Source organism: Ruegeria sp. BC3 (genome assembly GCF_056539265.1).
Window position 1 is genome coordinate 380,120 of record NZ_JBQFUP010000002.1, and the last position, 19,882, is coordinate 400,001.

Here is a 19,882-nt window from a genome sequence, read left to right on the forward strand (position 1 = left end):
TTCTCCTTAAAACCGGGTCGCGGCGTAGGGCGACACAGAAATTGGCGGAGCTTGCCCGTCAACCAAGGCTCCAACCAGCTCGGCGGTTCCAGCAGACTGAGTCAAACCCAGATGGCCATGTCCGAAAGCATAAACAACGTGTCGCGAGTTAGGTGAGGCGCCAATCACAGGAATGCTGTCAGGCATGGACGGACGGAAACCCATCCATTGCGTGCCACCGTCGGTTTTTAGACCCGGCAAGAACTCGGCCGCTTTTTTCAGCAAAACATCCGCGCGTTTGAAATTCGGAGGCCGGTTTAATCCGCCCAATTCGACCGCCCCGCCGATACGCACGCCACCGTTGATCTTGCTCGCGACGAACCCGTGGCCCGAAAATGTCAGATGCATGCGCAAATCAAAGGCACCCTTGGGCAAAGTGGTGTTGTATCCCCGTTCGGTCTCTAACGGAATCCGGTCACCCAAGGTCTGGGCGATCTGGTGCGACCATGCTCCTGCGGCCACAACCACCTTGGCGGCATCAAGCGTTTCATCGACGCATACGATCCGAATACCGTTCTCGACAGGGGACAAAGCCCGGATCTCACGCCTCTGAATTTGACCTCCGCGATCCAGAAATACGTCTGTGAGGTGTTCAACCCATGTCTTGGGATCAACGGTATTCAGCCAGTAAGGCGTGAACCCGGCGTGGGTAAATCGTGAACTGAGACCCGGTTGTATTTTGGCAATGTCCGCCGGACTTTCCAGCAACTCGAACTCAATTCCATGCTCACGACGCAGGTCCCAGGTCGGCAGGCTGGCGCGAAATTCAGCCTCGCCTTCATACAATTGCATCTGGCCATCTCGTTGTAGAAGGCCGTCGCCATTCACGCTTGCGACTAAGCGACTGAGTGCTTCACGAGACAAACCGGTCAAACGAGCCTGAGCGCCGAGCAATTCACTATAGCGATCAGGACGACTAGCCCGCCAAAAGCGGTACATCCACGGCGCAATACGCAGCGCATAGGCCGGAGGGATCGAAAGTGGCCCCAGCGGATCCAACAACCATTTTGGAGCCTTCCGCATGATGCCCGGAGTCGCCAGCGGCTCAACCTCGGGAAAGGCAAAGGCCCCTGCGTTCCCAGCCGACGCCTCGGCTGCAACACCAGTGCGGTCCAGAACCAAAACGGAATGACCACGTCGTTGAAGCTCGAACGCGGTTGTGATTCCGATCACACCTGCACCAATGACAACGACCTTCTGAGTCATATTTCGATCCCAGCTTGGAAGGGATCGTCTTCGTGGAACAGGAGCCTAGACTCGGCCATGATAAAGGCCTGCCCGGTGATTGAAGGGATTACTCCACCTGTCGAGCCGGGTTGGTAAGACAGGCGATAAGAACTGCCGATCACGCTGTGCTGTACGATTTCCTGACCCGGGGCCAAACTCCCGTCTGCAGCAAGGCAGGCCAGCCGCGCTGAACTGCCGGTCCCGCAAGGAGAGCGGTCATAATTGTCATCGGGACACAGCACAAAGTTACGGCTGTGCACAGCCCGGTCGGGTGCATCCTCCTGCAGGATGACATGGTCAATAGGCTCGCCCTTTTCGCCACCAATCCGATGCGCGATCGACGCCTCTCGGACAGCGATCGTCAAATCGGTCAGCTTACGAATATTGTTTGGAACAACAGGGATCGGGCTGGGGTCGATGATGAAGAACCAATTGCCACCATAAGCGACATCACCGGTGACCGAGCCGTATCCCGGAACTTCAAGGCTGACGCCCTGATGTACCCTGCGGCTTTCGATATTCGTCACGGTGACGGTGTTGGCATCGACCAGTTCGACAGCCACCACTCCGGCAGGCGTTTCGATTCGGTGATGCCCCAATCCGATCCGGCCCATATGTGCCAGCGTCACCGCCAGCCCAATGGTCCCGTGGCCGCACATTCCCAGAACGGCGTCGACGTCAAAATAGATCACACCAGTGACACAGGTAGGATCGACCGGTTCGACCAGCAAAGCGCCAACCATTGCCGGCTGCCCGCGTGGCTCGAGCATGACAGAGCGATAGAAACCTTCATGTTCGGTCGCCAACCTTCGCGCGCGTTCGGCTAAAGAACCGGTCCCCAGGTTTGGGGCACCATCCAGTATGACGCGTGTGGGTTCGCCGCCAGTATGGCTGTCGATCACATGCATTCTGCGATCACCCCGCCCTGCTTGGACCAATCGGCAAACCAGTTACGGAATAGCTCGTATTGTTGCTCGCAATAGTGTCGTTGCGCATCGGTCAGTTCATCCGACTCATTGAAGTGCAGGCGGTATTCCGGTTCCCCGTTCAGTACCAGTAAGTGCTTGTAATACAGCACCAGATCCGGCCCTTCGTCAAAGCTGGATAGGACATGGATAGCCTCGGTCAGTTCTTGCGCACGTCGGCGTGCCTCGGCATGGCCCAGTGCCGCCTTTTTGGACAATTCGGCCAGCAACAAAGCTTCGCGCGGCAAGGCCGTGCCGATGCCGGTGATCGAACCCGTTGCACCACAATTGACGAAGCCGTGATAGACCTCGGTATCAACGCCAACCATCAAAGTCACCTGATCGTCTTGGCTGGTAATGTTCTCGGCCGCATAGCGCAGGTCTTCCTTGCCTCCGAATTCTTTGAAACCAATCAGGTTCGGATGTTCTGCGCGCAGGGCAAAGAACAGATCAGCGCGTGTGGCAAAGCCATAGTAGGGGCTGTTGTAGATGATAGCTGGGACGTCAGGTGCGGCAGACAGGATCGACTTAAAGTGGTTCTTTTGCGCGACCGGTGAACTGCCCCGCGACAACACACGGGGAATAACCATCAGTCCCACCGCACCCACCTTTTGCGCGTGGGCCGCATGGGCGACCGCGGACTTGGTGTTTATGGCCCCCGTTCCGACCACGACGGGCAGTCCCGCATCCACCAAACGCTCAACCCCTTCCATACGCTGCGCGTCGGTCAGCAAAGGCCAGTCCCCCATCGAACCGCAATAGACCACGGCTGACATGCCTGCGTCGATCATCTGCTTGCCTTTGAGGACCAACGCGTCAAAGTCGGGCGTCCGGTCCGGCTTGCAGGGGGTCATCAGGGCAGGCATCGTGCCGGTGAAAATGTTGGTCGACATGGGCGAAATCCTCGATGGCGGGGCCATAGATTACGCCCCCTTTGGTCTCGCCATAACGGATATTGGATACAAAATCCAGAAGAATAAAAGACGCGCCAGATCGATGATCAAGCGCGCCTAATTTGCGTTTTGAGTGATTTATCGAAGCCTGTGGCCTGTGTCCGGATCAAACAACATGGCGCGCTCGGGGCGTACGGAGATACCAATACGCTCACCCTGTTTGCTGCGCTGGTCCTCGCGCTCTTCGACAATCAGCTTATCCCCGTTGGGTGTCAGCAAATAGGAATAGCTAACGCCTCCAAGCGCTTCGGTCAGATCAACTGTGCAGGTGTCGCCTGCGCGATCCACAGCGATGTGCTCAGGCCGAATGCCGAGGGTGACTTTCGTCATACCAGCAGGCACTTTTACCGTCATTTCCAACGGTTCGCTCAGTGCCGGGTGCGTGACCTTTCCGTCGACAAAATCACACTCAAGGAAGTTCATGGCAGGTGAGCCGATAAAGCCCGCGACGAACCGATTGTCCGGATCGCGATACAGGTCCATAGGCGCGCCGACCTGTTCGATCCGACCATCTCGCAATACGACGATCTTGTCGGCCATGGTCATCGCCTCGACCTGATCGTGTGTCACGTAGATCATTGTCGCGCCAATCTCATTGTGAAGACGCGCGATCTCAACCCGCATCTCTACCCGCAATTCTGCATCAAGGTTTGACAGCGGTTCGTCGAACAAGAACACCTCTGGACCCCGAACGATGGCGCGGCCGATCGCAACCCGCTGACGCTGACCACCGGACAGGGCTTTGGGTTTGCGTTTCAGGTATTGGTCCAACTTGAGAATGCTGGACGCCTCCTGAACCTTGGTGTCGATCTCCGATTTGGCGACGCCGTTCATGCGCAGGCCGAACCCCATATTCTCGGCCACCGTCATGTGCGGATACAAAGCATAAGTCTGAAACACCATCGCAACCCCACGCTTGGCCGGGTCCATATGGGTCACTTCGCGGGCGCCAATATGAATCTGCCCTTCGGTGGTTTCTTCAAGCCCCGCGATCATGCGCAGCAAGGTCGACTTGCCACAGCCCGACGGGCCTACAAAAACGCAAAACTCGCCATCTTCAATTTGCAGATCAATGCCGTGAATTACCTGCGTCTCGCCATACCGCTTGATCGCCTGGTTCAGAGTTACACCCGTCATGTTGCTTGCATCCTGTCTGTGTCGGCGCTTGAGTTGGTTTCAGGGAACCGCCAAGCCTGTGCTTCGGTTCCGATCTGTTCGGCCACGCGGCGAACGCGAGGAACCCAGGTTTCCAACTGTTTGAAATTCATTCTCTCGGTCGATCCGGTAACGGATATCGCACCCAGCATCCGCCCGCCCGTCGTAAGGATCGGGCAAGCGATGCAGATAATGCCGGGCTCATGTTCTTCGTCGTCGACCGCGTATCCCCGGCTTCGAATCAGGTCGAGGTCAGCGCGCAGCGCAGCCTCAGACGTCAGGGTTTTGTCGGTGAACCGATGATAGCTTTGCTGAGACACCGCGCGATCCAGCGCGGCGTTATCTAGAAACGCCATCATAGCCTTGCCCACCCCGGTACAATAAGCCGGACCAACTTTACCCGCCTGCGAATACATCTCGATCGGGTGGGCGGCGTTGCGCTTGTCCACATACAACACCTGGTTCGAATCCAGTTGCGCAAGGTGCACCGTTTCCCCCGTCTCGCGGCTGAGCCCATCCAGAAACGGTCGCGCAATCGGAGCCAACGAGCTTTGCGTCCAAGCCGCATGGGCCAAACGCACCAGTCGCAAACCTGGCGTATAGGTCTGCCGGTCCGGGTCATAGGACAACATCCCTTGATTGGTCAGGGTTTGCAGAAACCGATACAGGGTCGCTTTGGGAAAATCGCTGCTTTCCAGCAATTCTGCGAAGCGGACCGGACGCTCGAACGCGGCCACCTGATCCAGCACGTCACATGCTTTGCCTATTGTTCCATCACCAGCCACGAGTGCCTGCTCTCCTCCCATTAAACCATCGCCATCCTCACGAGGGTCTTGACAAGACTAACCGATCTGATGTGTAGTTTTCAATATATAAAACATGGTTTCAATATTTGGAACCAAAATGGAAGCTAAGGGAGGAAACCATGCATTCCATGTTCAAGCGCACTGCCGCAGCTTTGGCAGCCAGTGTCGCACTTGCTGCGCCCGTTGCCGCCGAACTGACCGGTGAGCTGCGAATCTTCCTCGATACATCCAACCCGGCGCCACGTGCGACGATGGAAGCGATGATCGAACGGTTTGCAGAACAACACCCCGGCCTGGAGATTGAGACCACGGTCATCGACCGTGAGGCCTACAAGACCCAGATCCGCAACTTTCTGACAGCGGATACACCGGACGTAGCGACTTGGTATGCGGCCAACCGCATGAAGCCTTATGTCGAGGCTGGCCTATTCGAGGACGTATCAGACCTGTGGGCCGAGCCTGAGATCGCCGAAAACCTGGCATCGACCAAAGGCGCCATGACCATCGACGGCAAGCAGTGGGGCGTGCCCTACACCTACTATCAGTGGGGCGTCTACTATCGCAAAGACATCTTTGACGAGCTGGGCCTGACCGAACCCACCACTTGGGAAGAAGAGCTGGCGAACTGTCAGAAAATCGTCGATTCCGGTCGTGCCTGCTACACCATCGGTACCAAGTTCCTGTGGACCGCAGGTGGCTGGTTCGACTATCTGAACATGCGCACCAACGGGTTCGACTTCCACAACCAGCTCGCCAATGGCGAAATCAGCTGGGAAGATGACCGGGTCAAACAAACCTTCGCCAACTGGAAACAGCTGATCGACATGGGCGCGTTCATTGACAACCACCAGACGTACAGCTGGCAAGAAGCCCTGCCCTTCATGGTCAACGGCGAAGCCGCCGCGTACCTAATGGGCAACTTCGCAGTTGCTCCGCTGCGCGAGGCAGGCCTGACCGACGACCAGCTGGACTTCTACCAGTTCGTCGCGATCAACCCAGATGTCGAATTGGCCGAAGACGCGCCGACCGACACATTCCACATCCCGGCGAACGCGTCGAACAAAGAAGCCGCGCGCGAGTTCCTGCGCTTTGTGGTTTCGGCTGACGAGCAGACCGAAATCAACAACGGTGCAAACCTTGGTCAGCTCCCCGTGAACGCTCAGTCGTCCGTGGACGACGACAAGTTCCTCCAACAGGGCTTTACCATGCTGTCTTCCAACAGCCCCGGTGGTGTTGCCCAGTTCTGGGATCGCGATGCCCCGGCTGAAATGGCGAAAGTCTCGATGGAAGGATTCCAGGAGTTCATGGTCAAGCCGGACAACGCGGACCGTATCCTGTCGAAACTCGAGCGCGCACGTCAGCGTATCTACGACAACTAAACCGGTCGGGCCGGGCCTCTGCCCGGCCTGCACCATTTCGTGTGTAAGTCGAGTGTAGCTCGACTTACTCCTTTTACCTAAATCCCGAGAAAGCGCATGTCAGCCGTCGACGTCCCCGAACAGGAAAGCTGGTTCCACAGAAACCAACAGCGCATTGCCCCGTGGCTGTTTCTGGCCCCGGGCCTGCTGTTCTTCATGGTCTATGTGATCATCCCGGTGTTCCAATCCTTCAACCTGTCGCTCTATGAATGGGACGGGCTTGGCGCAGCGGAATATGTGGGCTTTCGCAACTACGAAGACCTCTATTGGGAATGGGTCGATCGAGACGCGTTCTATACCTCGCTCAAGAACAACTTGATCTGGCTGATTATGTACCTGCTTGCGATTCCTGCAGGTCTGTTCATCGCGCTGTTCCTAAACCAGACTGTCTGGGGCATCCGCCTCTACAAGTCTCTGTTTTTCTTTCCCTTCGTGATCTCTCAGGTCGTTGTTGGCCTTGTTTTCACCTGGTTCTACGATCCGACCTTCGGGTTGTTGAACGAGTTCCTTGGGCTCTTCGGCTTTGGCCCCCTGAACGTTCTGGGTGATGAGCGGTTCGTCACCTACGGTATCATCTTCGCAGGTCTTTGGCCGCAAACGGCCTACTGCATGATCCTGTATCTCACCGGCCTGAACGCCGTAGACCCCGAACAGATCGAGGCCGGGCGGCTGGATGGTGCAAAGGGATGGCGCATGCTCTGGCACATCATCCTGCCGCAACTGCGCCCAGCCACATTCATCGCCTTTGTCGTGACCATCATTGGCGCGCTGCGATCCTTCGACCTGATCTCGATCATGACACAGGGCGGACCTTTCGGATCGTCCCGCGTTCTGGCGTATTACATGTTCGAGGTCGCCTTGTCCGAGTATGGCTTCCGCATGGGTTACGGCGCGGCCATCGCCGTGATCCTGTTCCTGATCATGCTCTGCTTCATCGCCTACTTCCTGTGGTCGATGTACCGCGAAGAAAGGGGGCACTGAGATGTTTCCCAAACCTATCGAAAAACAATCGCGATCAGCGCAGATCACCTATCAGGCTATGTTACCACTGGCCTTGCTGCTGTGGCTTGGTCCGCTGCTTGCGGTCACCCTGTTCTCGGTCAAACCGGCGGCCGACTTTACCAACGCAAATTACTGGGGACTGCCCTCCAGTTTTGAAGGCGCCTATAACTATGGGCAAGTGTTCTTCAACTCGGACATGCCGCGCTATTTGCTGAATTCGTTTATGATCACCATCCCGACCGTGATCGGTGCGGTGGCGCTCAGTTGCATGACCGGGTTCGCGCTGGGGATTTACAAGTTCAAATCGAACCTCTGGATCTTTTTCATGTTCGTCGCGGGCAACTTCGTGCCTTTCCAGATCCTGATGGTGCCCGTCCGTGACCTGACCTTGGAACTTGGCCTCTACAACACGAAAACCGGCCTCGTCCTGTTCCATATCGCGTTCCAAACCGGGTTTTGTACCCTGTTCATGCGCAACTTCATCCGCGCCCTGCCCTTTGAATTGATCGAGGCTGCACGGGTCGAAGGCATCAGCGAATGGCGTATCTTCTGGTACGTCGTCCTGCCGCTAATGAAGCCAGCAATTGCGGCGCTCAGCGTGCTGATCTTTACCTTTATCTGGAACGATTATTTCTGGGCAGTTGTCCTGACCCAGGGGGCTGAAAGCCAGCCTGTTACTGCAGGCATCACCAGTTTTAACGCTCAGTTCCGAGCGGCTTATCAGTTGATGAGTGCCGGCTCTATCGTTGCGGCGCTGCCGCCGGTGGCCATGTTCTTCCTAATGCAGAAACACTTCATCGCGGGTCTGACCCTCGGTGCCGTCAAATAACGTCAAACCAAAGGTTTGCCACATGACCAAGATCACCTTTATCGGGGCGGGATCCACGATTTTCATGCAGAACATCGTGGGCGATGCCCTTCTGACCCCGGCTTTGGCCGACAGTCATTTTGCGCTGATGGACATCGACACGCAACGCCTTGCTGAAAGCGAGGCGGTTGCCAAAGCGATGATCCGTTCCGTCGGGACCGGAGCGACGGTTTCGACCCATACCGATCGCCGTTCTGCGCTGGACGGCGCGGATTTCGTGATTACCGCCTTTCAGATCGGCGGATACAAACCCTGCACCGTGACGGATTTTGAAATCCCAAAACAGTACGGGTTGCGCCAAACAATCGCGGATACGCTTGGTGTCGGCGGCATCATGCGCGGCCTTCGGACCGTTCCGGTGCTTTGGGATGTGGCGCAGGACATGATGCAGCTCTGCCCAAACGCGACGCTGCTGCAATACGTTAACCCCATGGCCATCAACACCTGGGCAATGGCGGAACGTTTTCCCGCCTTGAAACATGTTGGCCTGTGCCATTCGGTACAAAACACTGTCGAGGAACTGGCCCACGATCTGGACCTGCCAAAGCAGGACATCCGGTACAAAGTGGCCGGTGTGAACCACGTGGCATTTTTCCTGCGGCTGGACCACGAGGGCCGTGACCTCTACCCTGCCCTGCGGCAGGGATACGCCAGCGGTCAGTTTCCCAAACCACCTCTTCTGATGCCCCGCTGCGCGAACAAGGTGCGGTATGAGGTGATGGAGCATCTGGGCTATTTCTGCACCGAAAGTTCGGAACATCTGGCCGAGTATGTCCCTTGGTTCATCAAAGACGGGCGTCAGGATCTGATCGAGCAGTTCAGTATTCCCCTGGACGAATATCCAACCCGCTGCGAGGAACAGATCGCGAGTTGGAAGGAGCAGGCTAAAACCCTTACGGACGGACGCGACATCGATGTGACTCGCAGTCATGAGTTCGCAGCCGACCTGATGAACGCGATTGTGACGGATACGCCCTATGTCGCCTATGGCAATCTTCCCAACACGGGTCAGATCCCGCAATTGCCCCTTGGCGCAGCGGTCGAAACCCCATGCCTCGTTGATACAAATGGCGTCCAGCCCTCGGTCGTTACAGACATTCCGCCTCAGCTGATCGCCCTGATGCGGACACAGATTAACGTTCAGGAACTGACAGTCCGTGCGTTGGTTGAGCAGAACCCCGAACACGTCTATCACGCCGCCATGATGGACCCGCATACCGCTGCTGAACTGGACCTTCGCCAGATCCGCAGCATGGTCGACGATTTGCTGGTGGCCCATGCCGATTGGCTGCCCAATTGGTGCAAACCCGCCAAGGCCGCTTGAACACTATTTTAAAAGGCTGAAAACAATGACAAAAAAACGCCGCTCACAGCATTGGTACGGAAAGCTCGACAAGGATGGCTTCATTCACCGGTCGTGGATGAAGAACCAGGGCTTTCCAGATCACGCATTTGATGGTCGCCCCATAATTGGCATCTGCAATACGTGGTCAGAACTGACACCCTGCAACTCGGGCCTGCGTGATCTGGCAGAAGGCGTGAAACGTGGTGTCTGGGAGGCTGGCGGTTTTCCCGTCGAGTTCCCGGTCATGTCGCTGGGCGAAACGCAGATGAAGCCAACCGCCATGCTGTTCCGCAACCTGCTGGCCATGGATGTCGAAGAGTCCATTCGCGCTTATGGCATCGACGGCGTTGTGTTGCTGGGCGGCTGCGACAAGACTACGCCCGGACAGTTGATGGGCGCGGCCTCGGTTGATCTGCCGTCGATCGTGGTCAGCTCTGGCCCGATGCTGAACGGAAAATACCGGGGCAAGGACATTGGCTCGGGGACGGATGTCTGGAAATTCTCTGAAGCCGTGCGCGCCGGAGAAATGACACTGAAGGACTTCATGAACGCGGAATCCGGCATGTCGCGCAGCGCTGGTGTCTGCATGACCATGGGAACGGCCTCAACCATGGCGTCTCTGGTCGAGGCGATGGGCATGAGCTTACCGACAAACGCCGCCCTTCCGGCAGTCGACGCACGCCGCATGGCGCTGGCGCATCTGACGGGCAAGCGGATTGTCGAGATGGTGGACGAAGACCTGAAACCCTCGGACATTTTGACCAAGGAAGCGTTCGAAAACGCCATTCTGGCCAATGCAGCAGTGGGCGGCTCGACCAACGCGGTGGTGCACCTGTTGGCGCTTGCGGGCCGTGTTGGCGTTGATCTGACACTTAAGGATTTCGAAATCGGATCGGAAATTCCTCTGCTGGTTAACTGTATGCCCTCGGGGAAATACCTGATGGAGGATTTCTGTTACGCCGGTGGCGTTCCGGTTGTTCTCAGCGAACTCAAACCATTCCTGCGTCCGGCTAAGACCGTTTTGAACAAGGATATCTCGGCTCACTATGGGGGCGCAGAGTGTTTCAACACTGACGTCATCCGCCCCTTTGACGACCCGGTAAAACCTGCCGCAGGCCTGCGGGTTCTGCGCGGCAATCTCGCCCCGAATGGCGCAATCGTAAAACCTTCGGCAGCAACGGATGCACTGTTGGAGACCGAAGCCGAGGCATACGTTTTCGAAAGTATCGAAGACCTCAAGGCCAATATCGACCGGGATGATCTGCCAGTCACGCCCGAGACCATTCTGGTCCTCAAGGGCTGCGGGCCCAAGGGCTATCCGGGCATGCCCGAGGTTGGCAACATGCCGATCCCGGCCAAGCTGGTGAAAGAAGGCGTGCGCGACATGATCCGTATCTCGGACGCCCGCATGTCCGGCACCGCTTTTGGCACCGTCATCCTGCATGTCAGCCCAGAAGCGCAGGCCGGAGGTCCGCTGGCGCTGGTCAAGACCGGAGACCGCATCCGCGTTTCGGCCAGCAACGGTGAACTGAAATTGCTGGTTGATGCACAAGAACTGGACGCCCGCCGCGCTGCATGGCAACCGGATGACCCACACTACACACGCGGTTACGCGAAACTTTATATCGACCACGTTCTGCAAGCTGATCAGGGTGCGGACCTTGATTTCCTTGTGGGAAAAGACACCCGCCTTGTGACCAGAGAGAGCCACTGATGGATCAACCAGCCACATTTCACGACCTGAACGGCGCATCGGTCTATATCACGGGCGGAGGCTCGGGCGTTGGGGCCGCACTGACCGATGGGTTCCTGGCCCAAGGCGCGAATGTCGCTTTTATCGGCCGGTCGGACGCCAGCGGTTTCGTCGAGGAAATGCGCGACAAATACGGCCGCGCGCCCCTGTTCATGCAAGGCGATATGACAGATACCGAGCTGCTTCATGCAACCATGCAAAAGGCTGCTGAGGCCCATGGTCCACTGAACGTACTGATTAACAATGCAGCCAATGACAAACGCCATTCACTTGATGAAACCACTCCGGAATTCTGGGATTGGATGATCGAGGTAAACCTAAAGGCCTATTATTTTGCCTGTCAGGAGGCTGCACGCCAGATGGCCAACAAAGGCGGGTCGATCGTCAATTTCAGTTCGATCAGCTACATGATGGGCAACGCGGGTTATCCGATTTACACCACCTCAAATGCTGGTATCACCGGCATGACACGCTCGCTGGCACGTGAGCTGGGGCCGCAAAACATCCGGGTAAATGCATTGGCCCCAGGCTGGGTTCTGACGCAAAAACAGTTGGATATGTGGGCCACGCCCGAGGACTTGGCAGCACATCTGGGTCGCCAATGCCTGAAAGAACATCTGACGCCCGAAGATATGATCGCGCCGACCCTGTTCCTTGCATCCGAGGCCAGCCGCGCGATGACCGGCCAGTGTTTGGCGGTGGACGGCGGCGTCGTAGTAACGGGATAAGACCATGACCACAGAATGGATTGCTGTTGACTGGGGGACATCTCATCTGCGGGTTTGGGCCATGCAAGGCGATAATGTACTGGACCAGGCACAGTCTGATCGCGGAATGGCGCGTCTTGCCAAAGAGGCCTTCCAGCCGGCGCTGTTGGACCTGATCGATGGCTGGCTGAGCGCCGAGCCCGTCGATGTCCTTGCCTGCGGTATGGTCGGCGCGCGACAAGGATGGGTCGAGGCGCCTTACGCGGCCGTTCCCTCGGCCCCTCTGCCGGATGCGCCCATCCGCGTCCCGGGCACCGATCCCCGGATACGAGCATTTGTCGTGCCCGGGCTCAAGCAGAACGCACCGCCAGATGTCATGCGTGGAGAAGAAACTCAGATCACTGGTTTTCTGGCCACTCGCCCGAATTGGGACGGCGTGATCTGCCTGCCCGGAACCCACTCGAAATGGGTGCAGGTCAGCGCCGGTGAGGTTGTCAGTTTTCGCACCTTCATGACCGGTGAGATGTTCGCGCTGCTCAGCGGGCAATCCGTGCTAAAGCATTCCGTCGCAGAGGGATGGGATGAGGACGCCTTCGCCGGCGCGGTCGCGGATGCACTTTCGAAACCCGAACAACTGGCCGCGCGCCTGTTTGGACTGCGGGCTGCAGATTTGCTGCATGAACAGGACAAAGGCACAGCGCGGGCAAAGCTGTCCGGAATGCTGATCGGGGCCGAACTGGCCGCAACGCGCCCGTATTGGCTGGGTCAGCAACTGGCGATTATCGGCGCTGAAGAGATTTCCCAAATCTATGCGGGTGCTCTGCAATTGCAGGGCGCGCTCGTAGACACCGCAAATGCCACTCAATGTACACTGGCGGGTCTTTCTCAGGCCCGTAAACTCACGAGGCAAACCGTATGAGCCGCTCAATCATTGCAATTCTGCGTGGCCTTGATCCGTCAAATGCTGTTGATGTAGGCCAGGCCCTGATCGCGGCTGGTATCGACAAGATCGAGGTGCCTCTGAACTCTCACGACCCGCTGATCAGCATCGAAGCTTTGGCCAAGACCTACGGCGATCAAGCGCTGATCGGCGCTGGAACTGTATTGACGCCGGATCAGGTTGAGGCCGTTCAAGGTGTTGGTGGCAAGCTGATCGTATCGCCGAACTGCGATGTTGAGGTCATTGCCCGAACGGTCGCTTTGGGTATGGAAAGCTGGCCTGGGGTTTACACCCCGACTGAAGCGTTTGCCGCGCTCAGGGCGGGTTCCACAGGGTTGAAACTGTTCCCCGGTGTTATGGCCGGACCATCCGGGCTTGCCGCACTCCGCCCGGTTTTGCCCAAGGGCACGCTAGTTTATGCGGTTGGCGGTGCGGGCCCCGAGAACTTTGGCGAATGGATCAAGGCCGGGGCTGACGGGTTCGGCATCGGCTCGGCCTTGTTCAAACCGGGTATGTCCGTTGATGAAATTGGCGACAGGGCCATGCGGATCGTCGCAGCCTATGACGAGGCTGCTGGATGAGCTTTGTTTTTGACGACCGGCCCTGCGAGCTTGGCGAAGGCCCCTTATGGCATCCCGAGCGGCAACAGTTGTTCTGGTTCGACATTGTCAACAAACGACTGATGACGCAGGCATCCGGGGAACAGCAAAGTTGGCAGTTTTCCGAACATGTGTCTGCCGCAGGTTGGGTGGATCAGGGCACTCTGCTGATCGCTTCGGAAACTGGGCTGTGGCGGTTCGACTTAGCGAGCGGTGACAAACACCGGATTGCCCCGCTTGAGGCCGACAACCCGGTCACCCGATCTAACGATGGACGCGCCGATCCATGGGGCGGTTTTTGGATCGGAACAATGGGCAAGAATGCCGAGCCGGGTGCAGGCGCGATCTATCGGTACTGGCAGGGTGAACTGCGCCAGCTTGTACCGAATGTCACAATCTCGAACGCGATCTGTTTCGCACCCGACCGGTCCTGCGCGTATTTCACCGATACGGTTACCAAGCTTGTCATGCGATTGTCTCTGGATCCCGAAACCGGTTGGCCTGAAGGCGAAAGTTCGGTTTTTCTGGACCTGCGCGATGATGACCTCAACCCAGATGGAGCTGTGGTGGATGCCGAGGGCAACATCTGGATCGCCCAGTGGGGCGCCAACAGGGTGGCGGCTTATGATCCGCAGGCGCAGTTCCTGAAAGCGGTCACTTTTGAGGCCGCGCACGCGTCCTGTCCAGCCTTTGGTGGCAGCAATCTGACAACCCTGTTTTGCACCACGGCCCGCGAAGGGCTGGATGCAGCAACCATTGAAACACAACCGACCAACGGCATGACCTTTGCCGCCCGCGACGTGGGCAAAGGCCAACCAGAACACAGAGTCATTTTATGAAACCAGAACTTGGCGTTTGCTATTACCCGGAACACTGGCCCGAAGCCATGTGGGCAGAGGACGCGGCCCGTATGGTCGAAACCGGGCTAACCTGGGTTCGGATCGGGGAATTCGCCTGGAGCCGCATGGAACCTACGCCCGGTGATTTGCGTTTTGACTGGCTGGACCGCGCAATCGATACGCTCGGCGCTGCTGGCCTAAAGGTCGTGTTGGGAACGCCAACAGCGACGCCGCCCCGTTGGATGCTTGAGAAATATCCGGACATGCTCGCAGTGGACGAACGGGGCAACCCCCGGAAGTTTGGTTCTCGCAGGCACTACTGCTTCAGCCACCAGAGCTACGTTCAGGAGTCGGTTCGCATCGCCCGGATCATGGGCGAGCGCTATGGCCGGAATCCGCACATCGCAGCGTGGCAGATCGACAATGAATACGGCTGCCACGATACCACGGTCAGCTACAGCCCGGCTGCCTTGCAGGCCTTTCAGCTATGGCTCAAGGAACAATACGACAGCATTGAAGCGCTGAACGAGGCGTGGGGTAACATCTTCTGGTCAATGGAGTACGGGGACTTTGATCAGATCGACTTGCCCAATCTAACCGTTACCGAACCTAGCCCGGCCCATGTGTTGGCTTTCCGGCGGTTCAGCTCGGATCAGGTTGCGGCGTACAACAAAGCTCAGGCCGATGTGCTGCGGGGTCTGACAGATGCGCCGCTGCTGCACAACTACATGGGGCGCGTACTGGATTTCGACCATTTCAAAGTCGCTGAGGATCTGGATATCGCCACATGGGACAGCTATCCGATCGGCTTCCTGTCCGACCGGCTTGAGGCGGACGAGGCGCACAAAACCGCCTTTCTGCAGCAGGGCGACCCGGATATGCAGGCCTTTCACCACGACCTCTACCGCGCTGTGGGCCGTGGTCGTTGGTGGGTGATGGAGCAACAGCCCGGTCCGGTGAACTGGGCACCTTACAATCCCGCCCCGCTGCCAGGCATGGTGCGTTTGTGGTCCCTTGAGGCCGTGGCGCATGGGGCTGAGGTTGTCAGTTATTTCCGCTGGCGGCAGGCCCCGTTCGCGCAGGAGCAAATGCATGCCGGACTGTTGACGCCCAATAATAGCCCAGCCCCGGCACTAGCCGAGGCAAGGCAAACTGCAGATGCATTGTCTGGGCTAGGTGATGTGATCCAGGAAAAAGCGGACGTGGCCATCCTGTTCGACTATGCCTCTGACTGGGCTTGGGCGACGCAGCCACAAGGGGCCGGGTTCGACTATTTTCGATTGGTTTTCTCGGCCTACCGCGCTCTGCGGCGGGCGGGTTTGTCTGTGGACTTTGTTTCGCCGGCGGACATTCCGACCGCTGGCTACAAAATCATCCTTGCGCCGGGATTGGCCACGATGGGCGGTGATCTGGAGCGAGACCTAACTAAAGGCTGCGATCTGGCGATCGTCGGGCCCCGTAGTGGGGCGATCACGCATGACTTTCAGATTCCGCACGCGCGCCCCGGTTTGAGTGGAATGGATTGCGATGTCGAGCTGGTAGAGTCCCTTCCACCCCAGGTCCATCGCAATGTTGAGGGCGGCGGCGCCGCGCAGCATTGGGTCGACCGTGTCTCTGGGACGTCTCCGTGTCTGATGCGTTTTGCGGACGGTAACCCTGCGCTTTTGGGTGCTAACGGTCTCTGGTATCTGGCTGGATTCCCCGATGAACAATTGTGGGATCGGGTGATTGATATGGCCGCGCGCGAAACGGGCGTGTGCCTGCATACTATGCCCAACGGCTTGCGTCGCCGTGAAACGGCAACGCACGAATTCCTGATCAACTACAACGCCCAACCGGTCGCTTGGAACGGTCAGGTCGTGGACGCCTGCGGCGTAGTTGTCCTACAAAAAGAAACGCCCGAAGAGGGGTAACCTCTTCGGGCGCGTCCGTTTGGTAATCGCTCGAACCTACTGATCAGTTTGTAGGCTGTTGGGGTCAAAGGCCCCACCGAACCCGCCGTTGTTGGACGGCGGAGTTTCCGGTTCGGTGCTTTCTTCTTCGGTGTCACCGCCCAGAGTATTCGGCGCGAACACGTTACCAAAACCGCTGTTGTTCGACGGCTTCGGCGCAGATTGCTGAGCACCGCCCTGTTCGGCCTCTTCAGCCTCTCGTTTCTTACGCTGTTCTTCGCGCTGCTTGCGCAGCTCTTGAATGCGCTGTTCGGCCTCCAGACGTTTCTGCTCTTTGACATTGGCGATGCACTGGCCCGGATTATAGGCGGTTGCAGTGCCAACCACGGTTATCGTGGCCACGGCAAACACAACCAACAGAACCGCCGCCATGTTTCCGGCAAAGAAGCTGGGCAGTTTGATCTTTCCAGCCAGCTCCTCAACGGTTGCTTGCTTACGCGCCGCAGCAACCAGTTCCTGCCGCTTCAGCTTGGCTTCGTTAAGCAGGGCAAAGAACACGGTCAGCGCCACGATGATAAAGGCCAAGGCCGAGATCGATGGCGTGATACCGTACCGCACCTTCTGCGCCAACTCGATTGTCAGCGTCGGGTATTCGCCAAAGGTGAAGGTGGTGGTGTTGTAGTTCTCGAACGAAGCGAGGAATGCCAGCACCGCCGCCGACGCAATCGCCGGGCGCATAAAGGGCAGCAGGATCTTGCGGAAGGCCTGCGCGTGGGTTGCACCCAGGTCCAACGCCGCCTCGGTCAGGGCCACGTCATAGCGCTGTAGCCGGGCCACCAGAACCAGCATGCAATAGCTGGCGATAAAGGTGGATTGGCCGATCACCGTCAGGAATATCCCGTTCGACAGAACGCTATCCGCGCCCAGTCCCAGCATCCGGTTTATCCGGTCCCAGAACACCAGTGTCGAAATACCCAGAACAACGCCCGGGATCAGGATCGGCGCGATGATGATCGTGTAATAGGTTGCCCGCAGCTTCGGCCATATCTGCGTCAGCATCAACGCACCTGCCAGACCCATCGCCACTGACAGGACAACCGTCCCGGCCCCGATGATCAGCGAGTTCTTGATACCGTTCAGGATACGCTGGTCCTGAAACAGCTCTCCAAACCACTGAAAGGTCAGGCATTCCCACGGCGTCATCCTCGGGAAAGCCGAAGAGTTGAACGCCGTGACCGACATGATCACCAGCGGGCCCAGCAGGTACAGGAAGAAGATGACCAGATAGACCCAGATGCTTATGCGGAGGAAGGAATTATTCATTTCCCGATATCCCCCATGTTCACTTTGAACAGCCGCATCATTGCCAGCACAAACAGGATACAGGTCACAAGAAGCACGATGGCGTACGCGGCACCTTGCGGCCAGTCATTGTTGTCGTTGAACTGCTGATAAATCAGCTGCGTGAACCACAGACTCGACGGCCCGCCCAGAATCTGCGGCGCAGCCAGCGCACCGGCGCTTAGCATAAACACCATCGTACAGCCCGAGCTGATGCCCGGTTTGGCATAGGGAATGACCACCCGCCAGTGAATCCTCCACCATGGGGCACCCAGGTCGCGGGCGGCCTCGATCTGGTTTCCGTCCAGACTTTCGATCACGTTATACATCGGGAAAATCATCAGCAGGATGTAGGCATACCCAAGACCGGCATAGAGCGCGATGTCATTGCGGATGAAGTCAAACGGTGTGTCCCAAATCCCCAGACCAACGAACAGCGTGTTCAGCACACCAGTCTCACCAAAGATGATCCGCAGGGCAAAGGCACGCAGGATCTCGTTGATCCAGTAAGGAATGATCAGCATGATCGCGAAGATACGAATGTGGCTGCCCTTGGACTGGCCCAGATAGTAGGCAATCGGATAGCACAGGATCAGGTTGAAGATCGTCACACAGACAGCGGCCAGAAGGGTACGGAAAAAGACCCTCAGATCGACCGCGTTGTACTTCTGACTGCCGCCTTCGGGGCCGTAGATCAGGTATTTATAATTCTCCAGCGTATAGACGTCCTTGGGTCCGCCAATCTCTGGTGGCGGCAGGTTCGGACGGAAGGAAAAGTCCAGCATCGACAACTGTGGAAGGATGATCAGGCCAATGGTCCAGAACAGGACCAGACCCAGGATCGCCAACCCCATGCCAAAACCGTTGCGATTGAAGAAGTCTTTCAGAAATTGGGGCATCTGTTCTTACCCCTTATTCTGCCGCCAGTTCACCCGCCGGAACCAGAACCGCGTTGCGGGTCTCATATTCCAGCGTAATGTTCTGCCCGGTGTGATCTTCGAAGGACTGGCCCAGGTTTGGCAGCGAGACTTTGATCTCTTTACCGCCTTCGCCCTCGGTGAAGATGTTGAAGACGTTGCCTTCGAACTCTTCGTGCGTCACCCGTGCGGTGACGAAATGATCGCCAGCGGTTCCGTCGGGGGCAATTGTGAATGCTTCGGGGCGAACGAACATCATTGCGTCATCCCCCTCTTTCAGCTTGCCCTGATTGGCAGTCGAGATCCGCGCCACCAGATCACCCGAACGGTTTGTGGCGATCATCGCCTCATTGCCCATGACCTGTTTGATCTTGCCGCGGAAGACGTTGTTTTCCCCAACGAACGAGGCCGCAAAGGCCGTGTTGGGATCATTGTAGATCGTCTTGCCATCCGCAATCTGGTCAATCACTCCGGCTCGCATCACGGCGATGTTGTCCGACATGGTCAACGCCTCGCCCTGATCGTGGGTGATGTAGATGAAGGTGATCCCGACGCGCTGCTGGATTTCACGCAGTTCTGTACGCATATGCTGGCGCAGTTTCAAATCCAGCGCCGAAAGCGGTTCGTCCAACAGCAGCACATCCGGTTCGGCGCACAGCGCACGCGCAATGGCGACCCGCTGACGCTGCCCCCCGGACAACTCACTGGGCAGCTTGTCGCCCTGCCCCGGCAGAGCAATCATGTCCAGAAGTTCATCCGCGCGTTTGCGGCGTTGCGACGAGCTAGCGCCTTTGATTTCCATTGAAAAGGTGATGTTCTCCCAGACTTTCATCAGCGGGAAAAGGGCGAGGTTCTGGAAGATCAGGGCCGTCGGGCGTTTGTTCGGGCCGATACCGCGCATGTCGTTGCCGCCGATCAGAACTTTGCCCTCGCTGGGGTCCAGGAAGCCCGACACCGCGCGCAGGATCGTTGTCTTGCCGCAGCCCGACGGGCCAAGAAACGAAAAGAAATCGCCCCCGTTGATGTTCACGTTGGCGTCCCGCACGGCAACAAAGTCTCCGAAACGGATCCACAGGTTCTCAAGATCTACACCGACCCCTGCACTCATTTTTGGTA

At 57.6% G+C, this 19,882-nt stretch carries 18 protein-coding genes; 10 read left to right on the forward strand and 8 right to left on the reverse strand.

Annotation, left to right across the window (positions count from 1 at the left end; all coding sequences use genetic code 11):
- Positions 1 to 6: 6 nt before the first annotated feature.
- The 5 genes from ACR0MV_RS07110 to ACR0MV_RS07130 form a co-directional block, all read right to left on the reverse strand.
- Entirely contained in the window at positions 7 to 1,245 is a 1,239-nt protein-coding gene (locus ACR0MV_RS07110; RefSeq protein ID WP_480701570.1) for an NAD(P)/FAD-dependent oxidoreductase, read from the reverse strand.
- Positions 1,242 to 2,174: a 4-hydroxyproline epimerase gene (locus ACR0MV_RS07115; RefSeq protein WP_480701571.1), complete on the reverse strand. Its 933-nt coding sequence runs from the start codon at positions 2,172 to 2,174 to the stop codon at positions 1,242 to 1,244. Before ACR0MV_RS07115 ends, ACR0MV_RS07110 begins: the two co-directional genes overlap by 4 nt.
- The gene (locus ACR0MV_RS07120) at positions 2,165 to 3,124 is read right to left on the reverse strand and encodes a dihydrodipicolinate synthase family protein (RefSeq protein ID WP_480701572.1); all 960 of its coding nucleotides are present in this window, start codon (positions 3,122 to 3,124) and stop codon (positions 2,165 to 2,167) included. Before ACR0MV_RS07120 ends, ACR0MV_RS07115 begins: the two co-directional genes overlap by 10 nt.
- Before the next feature lie 138 nt (positions 3,125 to 3,262).
- On the reverse strand, positions 3,263 to 4,321 hold the full coding sequence (locus tag ACR0MV_RS07125) for an ABC transporter ATP-binding protein (protein ID WP_480701573.1): 1,059 nt from the start codon (positions 4,319 to 4,321) through the stop codon (positions 3,263 to 3,265).
- The gene (locus tag ACR0MV_RS07130) at positions 4,318 to 5,124 is read right to left on the reverse strand and encodes an IclR family transcriptional regulator (RefSeq protein WP_480701574.1); all 807 of its coding nucleotides are present in this window, start codon (positions 5,122 to 5,124) and stop codon (positions 4,318 to 4,320) included. The genes ACR0MV_RS07125 and ACR0MV_RS07130 overlap by 4 nt, the downstream gene beginning before the upstream one ends.
- Positions 5,125 to 5,264: 140 nt before the next feature.
- On the opposite strand from ACR0MV_RS07130, the gene ACR0MV_RS07135 reads away from it, so the two are divergent.
- The 10 genes from ACR0MV_RS07135 to ACR0MV_RS07180 all read left to right on the forward strand — a co-directional run bounded on the left by ACR0MV_RS07135 (position 5,265) and on the right by ACR0MV_RS07180 (position 16,529).
- Positions 5,265 to 6,524 (forward strand): ABC transporter substrate-binding protein, encoded by a 1,260-nt coding sequence (locus tag ACR0MV_RS07135; RefSeq protein ID WP_170423574.1) that lies wholly within the window; start codon positions 5,265 to 5,267, stop codon positions 6,522 to 6,524.
- A gap of 96 nt (positions 6,525 to 6,620) precedes the next feature.
- The gene (locus ACR0MV_RS07140; protein WP_170423575.1) at positions 6,621 to 7,544 is read left to right on the forward strand and encodes a carbohydrate ABC transporter permease; all 924 of its coding nucleotides are present in this window, start codon (positions 6,621 to 6,623) and stop codon (positions 7,542 to 7,544) included.
- Position 7,545: 1 nt separating this feature from the next.
- A complete protein-coding gene (locus ACR0MV_RS07145) occupies positions 7,546 to 8,394 on the forward strand; it encodes a carbohydrate ABC transporter permease (RefSeq protein WP_480701575.1) in 849 nt (282 codons plus the stop codon).
- Positions 8,395 to 8,416: 22 nt separating this feature from the next.
- Positions 8,417 to 9,757, forward strand: coding sequence for an alpha-glucosidase/alpha-galactosidase (gene melA / locus ACR0MV_RS07150; RefSeq protein ID WP_170423579.1), 1,341 nt, complete (start codon positions 8,417 to 8,419; stop codon positions 9,755 to 9,757).
- A 25-nt stretch (positions 9,758 to 9,782) separates the two neighbouring features.
- Entirely contained in the window at positions 9,783 to 11,492 is a 1,710-nt protein-coding gene (locus ACR0MV_RS07155; RefSeq protein ID WP_480701576.1) for an IlvD/Edd family dehydratase, read from the forward strand.
- Complete coding sequence (locus ACR0MV_RS07160) at positions 11,492 to 12,259, forward strand: SDR family NAD(P)-dependent oxidoreductase (RefSeq protein ID WP_170423582.1); 768 nt, start codon at positions 11,492 to 11,494, stop codon at positions 12,257 to 12,259. The genes ACR0MV_RS07155 and ACR0MV_RS07160 overlap by 1 nt, the downstream gene beginning before the upstream one ends.
- 4 nt (positions 12,260 to 12,263) lie before the next feature.
- Positions 12,264 to 13,157, forward strand: coding sequence for a 2-dehydro-3-deoxygalactonokinase (locus ACR0MV_RS07165; RefSeq protein ID WP_170423584.1), 894 nt, complete (start codon positions 12,264 to 12,266; stop codon positions 13,155 to 13,157).
- Positions 13,154 to 13,759: a 2-dehydro-3-deoxy-6-phosphogalactonate aldolase gene (locus tag ACR0MV_RS07170; protein WP_170423586.1), complete on the forward strand. Its 606-nt coding sequence runs from the start codon at positions 13,154 to 13,156 to the stop codon at positions 13,757 to 13,759. Before ACR0MV_RS07165 ends, ACR0MV_RS07170 begins: the two co-directional genes overlap by 4 nt.
- On the forward strand, positions 13,756 to 14,616 hold the full coding sequence (locus ACR0MV_RS07175; RefSeq protein WP_480701577.1) for an SMP-30/gluconolactonase/LRE family protein: 861 nt from the start codon (positions 13,756 to 13,758) through the stop codon (positions 14,614 to 14,616). Before ACR0MV_RS07170 ends, ACR0MV_RS07175 begins: the two co-directional genes overlap by 4 nt.
- On the forward strand, positions 14,613 to 16,529 hold the full coding sequence (locus ACR0MV_RS07180) for a beta-galactosidase (RefSeq protein ID WP_480701578.1): 1,917 nt from the start codon (positions 14,613 to 14,615) through the stop codon (positions 16,527 to 16,529). Before ACR0MV_RS07175 ends, ACR0MV_RS07180 begins: the two co-directional genes overlap by 4 nt.
- Positions 16,530 to 16,565: 36 nt before the next feature.
- Here ACR0MV_RS07180 and ACR0MV_RS07185 read toward each other — a convergent pair whose 3' ends face one another.
- The 3 genes from ACR0MV_RS07185 to ACR0MV_RS07195 are packed head-to-tail and all read right to left on the reverse strand — an operon-like array spanning position 16,566 to position 19,874.
- On the reverse strand, positions 16,566 to 17,831 hold the full coding sequence (locus tag ACR0MV_RS07185; protein WP_480701579.1) for an ABC transporter permease: 1,266 nt from the start codon (positions 17,829 to 17,831) through the stop codon (positions 16,566 to 16,568).
- Entirely contained in the window at positions 17,828 to 18,748 is a 921-nt protein-coding gene (locus ACR0MV_RS07190; protein WP_170423594.1) for an ABC transporter permease, read from the reverse strand. The genes ACR0MV_RS07185 and ACR0MV_RS07190 overlap by 4 nt, the downstream gene beginning before the upstream one ends.
- 13 nt (positions 18,749 to 18,761) lie before the next feature.
- Positions 18,762 to 19,874: an ABC transporter ATP-binding protein gene (locus ACR0MV_RS07195; RefSeq protein WP_170423596.1), complete on the reverse strand. Its 1,113-nt coding sequence runs from the start codon at positions 19,872 to 19,874 to the stop codon at positions 18,762 to 18,764.
- Positions 19,875 to 19,882 lie beyond the last annotated feature (8 nt).

Bases quoted from the DNA above. Each gene is read 5' to 3' on its own strand.
- ACR0MV_RS07110 (WP_480701570.1), bottom strand. From the start codon at position 1,245: ATGACTCAGAAGGTCGTTGTCATTGGTGCAGGTGTGATCGGAATCACA.
- ACR0MV_RS07115 (WP_480701571.1), bottom strand. From the start codon at position 2,174: ATGCATGTGATCGACAGCCATACTGGCGGCGAACCCACACGCGTCATA.
- ACR0MV_RS07120 (WP_480701572.1), bottom strand. From the start codon at position 3,124: ATGTCGACCAACATTTTCACCGGCACGATGCCTGCCCTGATGACCCCC.
- ACR0MV_RS07125 (WP_480701573.1), bottom strand. From the start codon at position 4,321: ATGACGGGTGTAACTCTGAACCAGGCGATCAAGCGGTATGGCGAGACG.
- ACR0MV_RS07135 (WP_170423574.1), top strand. From the start codon at position 5,265: ATGCATTCCATGTTCAAGCGCACTGCCGCAGCTTTGGCAGCCAGTGTC.
- ACR0MV_RS07140 (WP_170423575.1), top strand. From the start codon at position 6,621: ATGTCAGCCGTCGACGTCCCCGAACAGGAAAGCTGGTTCCACAGAAAC.
- ACR0MV_RS07145 (WP_480701575.1), top strand. From the start codon at position 7,546: ATGTTTCCCAAACCTATCGAAAAACAATCGCGATCAGCGCAGATCACC.
- melA (WP_170423579.1), top strand. From the start codon at position 8,417: ATGACCAAGATCACCTTTATCGGGGCGGGATCCACGATTTTCATGCAG.
- ACR0MV_RS07155 (WP_480701576.1), top strand. From the start codon at position 9,783: ATGACAAAAAAACGCCGCTCACAGCATTGGTACGGAAAGCTCGACAAG.
- ACR0MV_RS07160 (WP_170423582.1), top strand. From the start codon at position 11,492: ATGGATCAACCAGCCACATTTCACGACCTGAACGGCGCATCGGTCTAT.
- ACR0MV_RS07165 (WP_170423584.1), top strand. From the start codon at position 12,264: ATGACCACAGAATGGATTGCTGTTGACTGGGGGACATCTCATCTGCGG.
- ACR0MV_RS07170 (WP_170423586.1), top strand. From the start codon at position 13,154: ATGAGCCGCTCAATCATTGCAATTCTGCGTGGCCTTGATCCGTCAAAT.
- ACR0MV_RS07175 (WP_480701577.1), top strand. From the start codon at position 13,756: ATGAGCTTTGTTTTTGACGACCGGCCCTGCGAGCTTGGCGAAGGCCCC.
- ACR0MV_RS07180 (WP_480701578.1), top strand. From the start codon at position 14,613: ATGAAACCAGAACTTGGCGTTTGCTATTACCCGGAACACTGGCCCGAA.
- ACR0MV_RS07185 (WP_480701579.1), bottom strand. From the start codon at position 17,831: ATGAATAATTCCTTCCTCCGCATAAGCATCTGGGTCTATCTGGTCATC.
- ACR0MV_RS07190 (WP_170423594.1), bottom strand. From the start codon at position 18,748: ATGCCCCAATTTCTGAAAGACTTCTTCAATCGCAACGGTTTTGGCATG.
- ACR0MV_RS07195 (WP_170423596.1), bottom strand. From the start codon at position 19,874: ATGAGTGCAGGGGTCGGTGTAGATCTTGAGAACCTGTGGATCCGTTTC.